General features: G+C 61.1%; 9 protein-coding genes and 2 pseudogenes. 7 read left to right on the top strand and 4 right to left on the bottom strand.

Annotation, left to right across the window (positions count from 1 at the left end; all coding sequences use genetic code 11):
- Positions 1-21 precede the first annotated feature (21 nt).
- Positions 22-3,063: an FAD-binding and (Fe-S)-binding domain-containing protein gene (locus AD664_RS12770; RefSeq protein ID WP_053146985.1), complete on the bottom strand. Its 3,042-nt coding sequence runs from the start codon at positions 3,061-3,063 to the stop codon at positions 22-24.
- 146 nt (positions 3,064-3,209) lie between these two features.
- Between AD664_RS12770 and AD664_RS12765 the strand changes: the two genes are divergently transcribed.
- From AD664_RS12765 to AD664_RS12735, 7 genes and pseudogenes are all read left to right on the top strand, one after another.
- Positions 3,210-4,094, top strand: coding sequence for a LysR substrate-binding domain-containing protein (locus AD664_RS12765; protein WP_053146983.1), 885 nt, complete (start codon positions 3,210-3,212; stop codon positions 4,092-4,094).
- A 134-nt stretch (positions 4,095-4,228) separates the two neighbouring features.
- Positions 4,229-4,411, top strand: a pseudogene (locus tag AD664_RS12760) (aminodeoxychorismate/anthranilate synthase component II); the annotation flags it as partial.
- A gap of 179 nt (positions 4,412-4,590) precedes the next feature.
- The gene (locus AD664_RS12755; protein WP_053146981.1) at positions 4,591-6,006 is read left to right on the top strand and encodes an ATPase domain-containing protein; all 1,416 of its coding nucleotides are present in this window, start codon (positions 4,591-4,593) and stop codon (positions 6,004-6,006) included.
- 83 nt (positions 6,007-6,089) lie between these two features.
- The gene (locus AD664_RS12750) at positions 6,090-6,452 is read left to right on the top strand and encodes a response regulator (protein WP_053146979.1); all 363 of its coding nucleotides are present in this window, start codon (positions 6,090-6,092) and stop codon (positions 6,450-6,452) included.
- The gene (locus AD664_RS12745) at positions 6,449-7,120 is read left to right on the top strand and encodes a hypothetical protein (protein WP_157061566.1); all 672 of its coding nucleotides are present in this window, start codon (positions 6,449-6,451) and stop codon (positions 7,118-7,120) included. The genes AD664_RS12750 and AD664_RS12745 overlap by 4 nt, the downstream gene beginning before the upstream one ends.
- Positions 7,121-7,571: 451 nt before the next feature.
- The gene (locus AD664_RS12740; RefSeq protein ID WP_080922032.1) at positions 7,572-8,069 is read left to right on the top strand and encodes a hypothetical protein; all 498 of its coding nucleotides are present in this window, start codon (positions 7,572-7,574) and stop codon (positions 8,067-8,069) included.
- 260 nt (positions 8,070-8,329) lie between these two features.
- Positions 8,330-9,954: pseudogene (locus tag AD664_RS12735) on the top strand (hybrid sensor histidine kinase/response regulator).
- Positions 9,955-10,019: 65 nt separating this feature from the next.
- Here AD664_RS12735 and AD664_RS12730 read toward each other — a convergent pair.
- From AD664_RS12730 to AD664_RS27515, 3 genes are all read right to left on the bottom strand, one after another.
- Positions 10,020-10,652 carry a response regulator transcription factor gene (locus AD664_RS12730; protein WP_053146975.1) on the bottom strand — a complete coding sequence of 211 codons (633 nt, stop codon included), beginning with the start codon at positions 10,650-10,652 and terminating at the stop codon, positions 10,020-10,022.
- A 320-nt stretch (positions 10,653-10,972) separates the two neighbouring features.
- The gene (locus AD664_RS12725) at positions 10,973-11,758 is read right to left on the bottom strand and encodes a hypothetical protein (RefSeq protein ID WP_053146973.1); all 786 of its coding nucleotides are present in this window, start codon (positions 11,756-11,758) and stop codon (positions 10,973-10,975) included.
- Positions 11,759-11,777: 19 nt separating this feature from the next.
- On the bottom strand, positions 11,778-11,924 hold the full coding sequence (locus AD664_RS27515; protein ID WP_157061565.1) for a hypothetical protein: 147 nt from the start codon (positions 11,922-11,924) through the stop codon (positions 11,778-11,780).
- Positions 11,925-12,040 lie beyond the last annotated feature (116 nt).

Here is a 12,040-nt window from a genome sequence, read left to right as displayed (position 1 = left end):
CCCCGTCTGAGCCCACCGGACTCAGCCAGCCTTCTGCGCCTGCCCGGCCAACACCTGCTCCAAGACCACCTCCAGCGGGTGACGCAGCTGCTTGTCCGCCAGGCGCTTCACCTGGCTGCGGCAGGAATAGCCCGTGGCCAAGGCTTCGTCTTCCTTGTCCAGCTTATCGGCCCAGGACTGCTCGAAAATGGTTCGCGAGCTGTCCTGGTTGCGAACCTCATGCCCGTAGGTGCCGGACATGCCGCAGCAGCCGGTCGCCTCGGTCACCAGCTTGAGCCCCAACTGGGCGAACACGGTCTGCCATTGGGCCGTGCTGGCGGGTGCATTGGTCTTTTCCGTGCAGTGTGCGAGCAAGCGGAACGTGCGCGCCACAGGCGCCGTCTGCGGCGCCACCGCATCGACGAGCCATTCCTGGGGCAACAAGACCTTCGGGCACGCGTCGAGCCCCGGCACCTTCTGGTATTCCTGGCGATAGACCAGGGTCATGGCCGGGTCGAGGCCCACCAGGGGCACTGCGCAGTCGGCAAGGGCCTGGAGCTGGGTGGCGTTGCGGATCGCCGCCTGGTTGAAGGCACCGAGGAAACCCTGCACGTGCAACGGTTTGCCATTGGCGCTGTAGGGTGCAAGGAAAACCCGGTAGCCCAAGCGGTGAGCCAGCTCGATGAAGGCCGCCAGCAGCGGTGTTTCGAAGTAGCGGGTGAAGGCGTCCTGCACCAGCACCACGCTGCGCTCACGTTGTGCGGCGCTCAACTCACGCAGGGCAGGCACGCTGGCGACGGCGACCTTGCAGCGGGTCAAGGTGGCCTGGAGGTTGTAGCGACTGATCAGCGGGCTGTCGACCATGCCGACCTGGTTCGCGAGCAGCCGGCTCAGCCATTTGGAACCCATCACCGCGTTGTACAGGCCCGGTGCGTAGGCCATGTAGGGGATGGTGAATTCCAGCGAGCCGATGAGGTAGTCGCGCAGCGGCCGTTGGTAGCGGCCATGGTAGAGCTGCAGGAAGCGCGAGCGAAACTCCGGCACGTTGACCTTGACCGGGCACTGCCCAGCGCAGGATTTGCAGGCCAGGCAGCCGGCCATGGCGTCGTAGACCTCATGGGAGAAATCCGCCTCGCCCTGTGACCGCGCACGGTTGTTGCGCAACCGCGTCGGCAAGCCTTTGAGCCAGGACGCTCCGTCACGTGCCGCCTCCAGTACATCGACATTGGCCGCGCCTTGCAGGCGCAACCACTCGCGCATCAACGACGCCCGGCCCTTGGGCGAGTGCTGGCGTTCGCGGGTGGCTTTCCACGACGGGCACATGGCGTCGTCGGGGTCGAAGCTGTAGCAGGCACCGTTGCCATTGCAGTGCATGGCGGTGCCGTAGCTTTGCCACACGCGCTCGTCGATTTGCCGATCCAGTTCACCGCGCAGGGTCACTTCGTTGACCTTGAGCAGGCCTTCGCTGGCGTCCGGCGGCGTGCAGATCTTGCCGGGGTTGAACTGGTTGTGGGGGTCGAATGCGCCCTTGAGCGATTGCAACGCCGGGTACAGCTCGCCAAAGAACGCCGGTACGTATTCCGAGCGCAGGCCCTTGCCATGCTCACCCCACAGCAAGCCACCGTAGCGTTGGGTGAGTTCGGCCACGGCATCGGAAATCGGCTTGACCAGCGCGGCCTGGGCCGGGTCCTTCATGTCCAGGGCCGGGCGTACGTGCAGCACCCCGGCGTCGACGTGGCCGAACATGCCGTAGCTCAAGCCGTGGCTGTCAAGCAATGCGCGGAACTCGGCGATGTAGTCGGCGAGCCGCTCCGGCGGGACCGCCGTGTCCTCCACGAACGGTTGCGGGCGAACCTCGCCCTCGACGTTGCCCAGCAAGCCCACCGAGCGCTTGCGCATGGCATAGACGCGGTTCACCGCCGCGGCGCCTTCGGCCAGCGTATGGCCCAGGCGCTCGATGGTCTTGTCGCTTTGCAGGTGCTCCACGAACGCCGCCACGCGAGCATTCACCTGGGCAGCGTCGTCGCCGCTGAATTCCACCAGGTTGATGCCCAGGGTCGGGCGCTCGGCGTCTGCCGGAAAGTATTCGGCGACGCTGTGCCAGACGATGTCCTTCATCGCCAGCATCAGCACCCGCGAATCCACGGTTTCGATCGACAGCGGCTCGTGGGCCAGCAACGCATTGGCATCGCGCAGGGCGTCCATGAAGCTGCCGTAGCGCACGTTCACCAGCACCGAATAGTGGGGAATCGGCAGCACGTTGAGCTTGGCCTCGACCACGAAACCCAGCGAGCCTTCGGCGCCGCACAGTACGCTGTTGAGGTTGAAACGCCCCTGCTCATCGCGCAGGTGCGCCAGGTCGTAACCGGTCAGGCAGCGGTTGAGCTTGGGGAACACCGACTCGATCAAGTCGGCCTGGGTGTCGTGGATCTGCCGCGCGGTGCGGTACACCTCGCCGATGCGCCCGGGCTCGGCGCAGGCCTGCGTCAGCTCGGCGTCGGACAGCGGCTGGCTGTGCAGGCGCTCACCGCCGAGCAGCACGCTGTGCAGTTCCAGCACATGATCGCGGGTCTTGCCGTAGGTGCAGCTGCCCTGGCCGCTGGCATCGGTGTTGATCATACCGCCCACGGTGGCGCGGTTGGAGGTGGACAGCTCCGGGGCGAAGAACAACCCATGGGGCTTGAGCGCAGCGTTGAGCTGGTCCTTGACCACGCCCGCCTGCACCCGCACCCAGCGCTCGGCCACGTTGATCTCAAGGATGGTGTTCATGTGCCGCGACAGGTCGACCACGAGGCCGTCGGTGAGGGACTGGCCGTTGGTACCAGTGCCTCCCCCTCGTGGCGTCAGTTTGATCTGGCGAAAGCGCGGTTCGGCCATCAGCCGGGCAATGCGCGCGACGTCATCGGCGTCAAGGGGAAAGACCGCGGCTTGCGGCAGGCGCTGGTAGATCGAGTTGTCGGTCGCCAGCACGGTACGGGTGGCGTAGTCGGCACTCAGGTGGCCACGAAAGCCGCTGGCGCGCAGGGCCTCGAGAAATTCCGGGTAATGGGCCGCAGGGGCAACGGCCGGCAATTGGGCGATCATTTAATGGCCTCTTAAGGGTCTCATCAGGTCATACTTGTCGCCGGCGCATGAATCGGTCAGGCTCGGACCGGCATTTTAGCCAATGTTCCCTCAGGCTCTACGGCTGGACAAACGGATAATCCTGCCGCTATCGATGAATTTTACGAATGAATTACCGTCACCTCACACCGTCCATGTCGCTGCTGCTGGCATTTGAAGCCGCGGCCCGGCATGAAAGCTATACCCGCGCCGCCGTGGAGCTGTCGCTGACCCAGAGCGCCGTCAGCCGGCAGGTGCAGGCCCTGGAAGAACAATTGGGGCTGACGCTGTTTCGTCGTGAAGGCCGGCAGGTCCGGCTGACCGACGTCGGACGCCTGTACCAGCGGGAAATGAGTGAAGCGCTCGGGCGCATCCGTAGCGCGACGTTGCAGGCGATGGCGTATCAGTCCGGCAGTGGCACCTTGCGCCTGGCGACATTGCCGACGTTCGGTTCGAAGTGGCTGCTGCCGCGGCTGCATGCGTTCTACAAGACTCACCCCGGCATCCTGGTGCACATCAACTCCCGGATCGATGCCATCGACTTCGACACCAGCGACATCGATGCCGCCATCGTCGTCGGCCATGCCGACATGCCCGGCCTGATCAGCCATCGCCTGCACGCCGAAGAACTGACCGTGGTCATTTCCGCGCAAGCGGCCAAGGCCCATGAGACGTGGACCCCACAGCGGATCAGCGAACAGATGCTGCTCAACGTGGCGAACAACCCCACCGTCTGGGGCGACTGGTTCAGCCATTACAACCTGCCCCACCGCATGATGCGCCTGGGCCCCAGCTTCGAACTCACCTCTCACCTGATCCAGGCGGTGAAGGCGGACATCGGCATCGGCCTGGTACCGCGCATCCTGGTGGCCGATGAGCTGGCCAACGCCGAACTGATCAGCCTTGACCTGCCGGTCGCCAGCCGCCGCAGCTATTACCTGACCTACCCGCCCCGCAACGAAATGCTGCCGTCGCTGCGGGCGTTCCGTAGCTGGTTGCTGGAGCAGATCTGATGCCGGCCAGGTCGCTCATCACCTTGACGGTCTGGGCGAGGTACCTGGAGTAGGACGGCCGCTACGTTAGTGACTGAAGTTACAAACACTCAGCTGAGCGATTACACAGCTGTGCGCACAGGCGTTTTCTTGTTATCGAGGCGTTCTCCCCGGATTTCTGCGTGCTGGGCCCTGGCCCCGGGCATCCGGCCGACGTCGGCTATATCGAGGTGATCAATCACTTCCAGGGACGCCTGCCGCTGCTGGGCGTCGGCCTGGCCTTCGGCGCCCAGGTGTGCAGGGCCCCGCACGTGATGCACGGCAAGGTGAGCGCGATCGACGTTTTTTCCGAACCTGCCCGTTGAAACCTCCCCTCGCTTTCCGCGAACTCTTCACAGTCCCGGCAGTCTCCATGCATATCCATAAACATTGAGCCGTAAAACCGTGTGGCAGGGTTACACTACAACCTTTGCATGCGAGACGTGCCGTGAATGAGCGGCGCACCATCCGAATCTCGATGAAGATCAGCGCAGAGGGACCAGAGTTGAAACAGCTTAAACGCCTTGAGAGCGGGATTGATGGCCTCGATACGCTGTTGAAGGGAGGCCTCATCGCCGGCTCGTCCTACATCATTCAAGGGCGGCCAGGGTCGGGCAAGACCATCCTGGCAAACCAGATCGGCTTCAACCATATCGACCATGGCGGCCGCGTGCTTTTCGCCACGTTGCTGGCCGAACCCCATGACCGGCTCTTCCAGTTCCTGTCCACGCTGACCTTCTACAAAAAGGAAGAGGTCAATCAGAACATCCAGTTCGTCAGCGCGTTCGATACGCTGGAAAACGAAGGGCTGGACGAAGTGGTCAAGCTGTTGCGCCGGGAAATCAGCCGGCAGAAATCCAGCCTGCTGATCCTCGATGGCTTGCTCAACGCCCGCTCGAAAGCGGAAACGCCATTGGACACCAAGCAGTTCATCTCCGAGCTGCAAGGGCATGCGGCCTTTGCCGGCTGCACCGTACTGTTCCTCACCAGTTCCCAGCTCGACGATGGCAGCCCCGAACACACCATGGTCGACGGTGTCATCGAAATGGGCGAAGAGATCATCGACTGCAAATCCGTTCGCCGGATAAAACTGCGCAAGACCCGTGGCAGCGGCGCGATCACCGGTCCCCACGAATTCGAGATCACCGAGAAAGGCATCACCATCTACCCTCGCATCGAAAGTGTCCTGACCCACCCCGCCCTCAGGGACAGCGACCACATGGAGATGATCAGCAGCGGAATCCCATCGCTGGACACGCAGATCGGCGGTGGGCTGATGACGTCGTCGGTCACGCTGATCATGGGCCCGTCCGGTGCGGGCAAAACCTCCGTCGGCGCGCAGTTCCTGGCCGGCTCCACCCCCCAGGAGCCCGGCCTGTATTTTGGCTTCCACGAATCTCCGCAACGCATGCGCATGAAGGCCAGGGCGCTCGGCCACGATTTTGCCGGGATGGAAGAAACCGGGGCATTGCACCTGGTGTGGAACTCCGCTTCGACGGGCCTGATCGACCGCGTGGCGTACGAACTGCTCGCCCTCGTCGAGCAGAAGCGAATCAGGCGTGTGTTCCTCGACAGCCTGGTGGCCATGGGCAGGGTCGCCGTCGATCAAACACGCGTGCTCGAAGTCTTCACCGCCGTGCTGGGCGAATTGCGCTCTCGCGGGGTGACGGTCATCGCGTCGTGGGAAATCCAGCGCATGTTCAGTGATCAGTTCGTCCTGGCAGTGCCCGAACTTTCCAGCGTGATGGATAACCTGTTACTCATCCAGTTCGGACGCAACGGTACTGAACTTCAACGGCAACTCTCGATTCTCAAGATCAGGGATAACCCCTATGACCTCTCGTTGCTTGAGGTGGTCATGGGCAATGCCGGAATCGTCGTCAGAAAGGTCTGAAAAATGCGAGTGGCAACGAGCTGGCGATCAACGCATGTGTTTCGCTCCAGGTTTCGAGGGTGGCCTTGGCGCGTGGTTGAAAAATGAAGACGATCCTGATTATCGATGATGAGTATTTGATCGCCGACATCCTCAGCTTTGCCCTTGAGGACGAAGGGTTTGCTGCGATTACCGCGGGTAGCGCGGTCAAGGCGCTGGAAATCCTGGAAAGGGAACGGCCGGACTTGATCATCACGGACTTCATGATGCCGGCCATGACCGGGATCGAGTTTGCCGAGTCCGTTAAAAACAGAGCGCACCTCACCGCCATACCGATCATATTGATGAGCGGTGCACAGGCTCACCTGGGGTTGGAGCGTGCCGATCTGTTTGCCCGTGTCGTCGCCAAACCTTTTGAGATCGACGGCATCATCGCCGTCGTAAAATCCCTGGTGACACTGGATTGAAGCCGCCATCGACTTCTGGTCAGGCAAGCGCCGAGCCCGACGTGTCCGAGCGTTTGGGTTTTGCCGCCTGGGCCCGTGTCTGGGCGCAGCTTGGGGTCGAATGCGCGTCGCGCCAGACGCACGAAGCGCTCATTCGCCACTACCGCGAACCGCACCGCGCGTACCACAGTTGCCAGCATCTGGAGGAATGCCTTCAAGTGCGCCATTGCGTGGACGCGGCCTGTCAGTCCCCTGCCGAGGTCGACCTCGCCTTGTGGTTCCACGACGCGATCTATGACCCTCTTCGCCACGACAACGAACTGCGCAGCGCGCAGTGGCTGGACACGGTGGCACGCGATAGCGGTCTGGACGAAGCCACCCGACGCAGGCTTCATGACCTGATCATGGTGACGCGACACGACGGCGCCCCGGCGACGATCGACGAAGCGGTGCTGGTGGACACGGACCTGGCGATCCTTGGCGCCCCGTTCGAGCGCTTCGAGGAATACGACCAACAAGTGCGGCGCGAATACCGCCATGTGCCCTCGTTTTTATACCGCCGGAAGCGGCGCCAGGTCCTGGAAGGATTCCTGACGCGCGAGCGCATCTATACCAACGCGGTGTACTTCGAGGCGTTCGAGCAGCAGGCACGGGCCAATCTGGCGCGCGCCATCGGCCGTCTCGCTTGAAGGTTGTTCCACGGACAGCAGCGCCGCGGCAAGACGAAGATACCGGCGCGACGCCAACACGCCTTGTCTTTGATCGCCAGCATACTCACGGTGACTCACACCATAACCTGATAACTAGCATTTTAATGGCCATGCAACTTCAAGCGAGAAAGACGCCTGGCCTGGATATTGATTTCTCTCCCCCTCCCTCGCTCATAGCACACTTGTACTATGGCGCCAGGCCTATCTCCCCCCCTAAGCTGTAAAGGCTCCGCAACGCGCTGCCAAACAGTCAACCGCGTATAAAAACCAATCAACGCACTGATGATCGTGGCGCACGGTGCTGCGCGATTAGAACGTTATGTCGGGCAAATTCGATTAATCACAATCGATGCCAGGTTCGCACGCCTGGCGTAACTTGAACGCCTACCCGGTTGAAATGGAAAGGCTGGCAATCACTAAGGTAAGTATTATGTCCCTCACGTATGGAAAAACATTAAAAAACGGAATAGCCCTGTGCGTGTTGGTCGGCGCCCTCCACGGTTGTGCCAACACCGGTGACTTGATGAGTTCGATGAATTCCTTGAACTCGGGCGCTAATAAATATGACATTGCTTACCTCAAGCAAAAGATCACGCCGGGCAAGACAACAAAAAATCAGATCAATCAAATGTTTGGCGCTCCGAGCAGTGAAGAGCTCAACTCGACCAGTACCAGCAACGAGTCGAACTGGACATACGAAAAGAGCGAAGAGGGCCTGGATAAGTACATGAAGCTGGCCCATAAATACGTTTCCACCGAAACCAGCTTGAAAATGTACGACACCTCGGCGCAGCTCTCGAAAGCCCAAGGCGTGGCCAATGATGTCACCAGCGTGACCGGCAACAAGAAGCCACAGAGCCAAAGCCAAGGTTCGACCTTGATCATCTACTTCATCGACGATGTCGTGAAGTACTACCGGGTCTATTAAGGAGTGACCTGTTCGGGCCCAGCCCCCGAACGATCGGTATCCGTCAGCACCCTCATCGAACGTTGGGGACCGCGAACCTGCCGTCTCCAACTGCACACCTGGCAGCCGAACCACTCGCCAGCCTCCCCCGACCAGTCCGGGTCATGACGCCGGCTGTCCATCCGCGGCCCCCGTGCGCCTACCTGCATCGACCATGGCTAAACCATAATGCCGAGCATCGCCGAACGCACCTGTCGATGTTCATGAGGGGATCAAGGCCAATGGAAAAAAACAGCGAACTCGACCAAGCCACGCTCCGCCTGGTCGTCAGCGCCTGCGCCTGGTTGTACATCGTCGTCCTGGAGGGACTGGATGGCGGAGGGAATGCGCGCTACATCCCCATCATCATCTACATCTCGACGTTTTTCGTCGTCTCGATCTTCCTGCGCATGATCATCAAGCACTGGCCGGGGCACTTCTTCTGGCGGCGCCTTTTCACGATGCTGCACGATTACGCCGGCATTGCCTTCGCCATGGTGCTGGGCGGCGAAGGCGCCTTGCCTATCTATGCGGCACTGCTCTGGGTGACCCTGGGCAACGGCATGCGCTTCGGCTCCCGCTACCTGGCGCTCGCCACGGCCATCGCGCTGTTGACCCTGGTGTTGATTTTCTGGCTCAACGCCTTCTGGCGCACCCAGCCGTACATGTTCCTGATGTTGATCGTAACCACCATCGTGGTACCCGCCTATGCGCACATCCTGCTCAAGCGCACGCGCATCGCCTCGGAGGAAGCGATCACAGCCAACCAGGAAAAATCCCGATTCCTGGCCCAGGCCAGCCATGACCTGCGCCAGCCGATCCACTCGATCGGCCTGTTCACCGCTTGCCTGCGCGACGCCAAACTGGGCCTGGAAGAGCTGCGCCTGGTCGATAACATCGACCGCTCATTGCATACCGTGTCGCAGCTGTTTCGTTCGATCCTGGACATCTACACCCTGGATCACGGTAAGTTGGTGCCCCAGGCGGACACCGTCCACCTGGGGCGTTGTTGCAGGATGTCGTCAAGCAGAACACCGAAGCCGCGCGCTGGGCGGGCGTCGAGTTGCGGTTGCGCCCCTGCCCTTACTGGGTCGCGGTGAATCCCGGGCTGCTCACGACGATGGTCCAGAACGTCTTGTCCAATGCCCTCAAATATGCCCCCGGCCAGCCCGTATTGATCGGCGTGCGACGCCAGGCCAGCCGCCTGGCGGTGGTCATCTACGACAAGGGGCGCGGCATCGCCAGCGAGCACCTGGCCCACGTGTTCGACGAGTTCTATCGCGTGCGCCATGTCCGCGACAAGGACGTCGAAGGCCTCGGCCTGGGCCTGTCCATCGTCAAGCGGATCAGCCAATTGCTCGATGTCGACATCCACATCCGTTCCCGGGTGGGACAAGGCACCAGGGTGACCATCGGCGGCCTGGAGCCCGCCACGCCCAAGACCCCGAACACGCCCAGGGCGACCCCCTTCCATGAGCGCCTGAATGGGTTGCGGGTCTGCCTGGTGGAGGATGACGCCAACGTCCTGATGGCGACCTCGGCGCTGCTGGAGAAATGGGGCTGCCTGGTGGAAAGCCACAGCGATGGCGAGGGGCTGACCAGTGACTGCGACATCATCATTGCCGACTTTGACCTCGGGACGAAAGTCTCCGGCTCAGAATGCATCGCCGCCATACGCGAGCAGCGCGGCTGGGAAGTCCCGGCGCTGGTCATCACCGGGCATGAGATCGAGCGGATACGCCAGTCGCTGCACAACCTGAACATCTCGGTGATGGCCAAGCCCGTGCGCCCGCCGGAGCTGCGCGGTGTCTTGCTCGAACTGGTCAAGCTCATGGATCGCCAGGACGGGAGCCCGATTCGCCCCTAGTCAGTTGACCGGTAGCGGCCCCGGGCTTGGGGGCGCCAAAGACGTCTCAAGGCCTGCCGCCTCGGCTAAGGCGAAGCGTCCTGCGTCTGGCGCCCGGCATAACGGGCGGCGGCCACCGCCCGGTTGGGAACGTTCAACACACGGATAAGGGACGAAACGTGGATTCGCACCGTGAAAGGCGAGATTTCAAGCAGCGCGGCGATCTGCTTGTTGGTCTTGCCTTGGGCGATCAGCCGCCAGACTTCCCTCTGCCGGGAGGTCAGTCGGCTCATATCATCGTTCAGATCCAGTGGCAGCAGGCTGGAAGATTCGTACTTGACCAACACTTTGCCTTTCAGGATATCGACGATGGCCTTGCCCACTTCTTCCGAAGAGAGGCTCTTGCCGACGAACCCATCTGCGCCGGCATCCATGACTTGGCCAACGACATCGCCGTCATCAATGGTCGACACCACTATTAATTTGACATGCCTCAACTCCTGACGCAGTTGAGCCAGCTCACTAATGGCGTTTAATCCAGGAAGACGAATTTCAAGAATTAATGTATCGACGGGGCGCTCTTGCGCGATCAACGTTCGCACTTCTTCCAGGTTACCTGCTTGCTCGATCATTGCAGCGGGTATCAAACGTTCAAGCAATACCATCAGGCCTTCGCGAAACAGCGGATGCTCATCTGCCACGATAATTCGGCAACTCATATCACACAACACACGACATCCATTCGAATAGAAAAACGATCCGATGATGTCCGAGTCTTGTGACTTAAGATATAGAACACCTGAACTAGCACACCTGTACTAGTCAGACTTTCAATTAGTGAAACGACATGAACTTAAAATGCCATCATGTCGTCCCGACCAATTGATTATCTGCGCACGTTATTTTCCCTATCATTTCGCAGACCGGGGGCATTCCTTTCACCGGTTGTTGTTCAGTTCACAACACCCGATCGTGGCCAATAGCGTTGTTAATCCAATGAAGCGAGCGTTAGATAATTGAGCCTTGGGGCAAGCCAATGTCATTGCGCTCGATACTGCATCTTTACAACTTCAGTGATTCGCTCCGGCACGCCATTGGCCGCGGGCGTGACAGCCCTGATCGATTGTCCTCGATAAGGCCCCTCGGCAGGAAACCAGTTATGAACGACGACCGGCGCAGATTGTGCCCCCGCCGGCGAGCCCACCGAAATCCGGTTGGTGAACTTGCAGGTGTTGAACGTGCCGAGTGCCGTGGTGAGGGTCTCACGGCCGCTGTAGGTCAGTTGCTCCGTGACCTCATACTCAACCGTTGCGCCGGCACTGACTGCCTGGCTCTTGTAGCGAACGTCGACCGTCTGCCCGGGTTGCAGATCGATCGGCACGGCGGCTGCGGGGTGGTAGGTGGTGGTCACCAACGAGGCGCCCGCGCCATGCCGATCGCCATAGCGAATCAGCTGGCCGTCCCTGACCTCGGCAAATGTCGTCGTCAAGAAGAACGGCGCATCGTTCAGGTATGACGTGTGTGAGGAAGCCACCGGCGTGGCTCCGGCAAACGCTTGCGGCCCCAGCGTCTCGGTCTTGCTGCGGCTGAGCGCGGGCGACAGGTTGTCACGGCTTTCAGACTCCACCACCGTACCGGCGTGGAAGTCTGCTTCGTTCACACACGCGGCCGAGGATGAATCGGTCGACGTCGCTGTCGCGTCAGCCATGACGAGGCCAGGGATTCCCGCGCCGCAAACGGCAAGGGCGAAGCAGAACGATGCCGTCGAGGTACGCTTGAAGTGGGCAGCATCCAGATCAGGTTGTTTGGCGGGTGAGTTTTTCAAGAACGTTTCCTTGTTGGGTTCAGCGTGCACGGAAAGCCCCCAAGGGCGCCTTTGATAACGGCAAGGCCGCCACGTCGAACGCCTTGTCTTCTGCCGCCGTCACGGGTGGAACGCCCAGCCCCAGGGCGACAGCCAACATCAAGGTCGCAACCACCGATGTCCTCATACGGATATCCTTGTCCTGACCTCTCAGGTCGAGAGATGGGCGCTCCATCAGGCCAGACCACTCCCAGTCCGGCAATAGTCCAACTGTACTATTGCCCCTGGGCAGCGTTAGCCGCC

It is taken from the genome of Pseudomonas sp. P97.38, from assembly GCF_001269745.1.
Taxonomy (GTDB): Bacteria; Pseudomonadota; Gammaproteobacteria; order Pseudomonadales; family Pseudomonadaceae; genus Aquipseudomonas; species Aquipseudomonas chlororaphis_E.
The sequence above is the reverse complement of the archived record's forward strand: the minus strand, read 5'-3'. Positions and strand labels throughout refer to the sequence as shown.

Coding starts and splice junctions, on each gene's coding strand:
- AD664_RS12770 (WP_053146985.1), bottom strand. CDS start 3,063: ATGATCGCCCAATTGCCGGCCGTTGCCCCTGCGGCCCATTACCCGGAA.
- AD664_RS12765 (WP_053146983.1), top strand. CDS start 3,210: ATGAATTACCGTCACCTCACACCGTCCATGTCGCTGCTGCTGGCATTT.
- AD664_RS12755 (WP_053146981.1), top strand. CDS start 4,591: ATGAAGATCAGCGCAGAGGGACCAGAGTTGAAACAGCTTAAACGCCTT.
- AD664_RS12750 (WP_053146979.1), top strand. CDS start 6,090: ATGAAGACGATCCTGATTATCGATGATGAGTATTTGATCGCCGACATC.
- AD664_RS12740 (WP_080922032.1), top strand. CDS start 7,572: ATGTCCCTCACGTATGGAAAAACATTAAAAAACGGAATAGCCCTGTGC.
- AD664_RS12730 (WP_053146975.1), bottom strand. CDS start 10,652: ATGAGTTGCCGAATTATCGTGGCAGATGAGCATCCGCTGTTTCGCGAA.
- AD664_RS27515 (WP_157061565.1), bottom strand. CDS start 11,924: ATGAGGACATCGGTGGTTGCGACCTTGATGTTGGCTGTCGCCCTGGGG.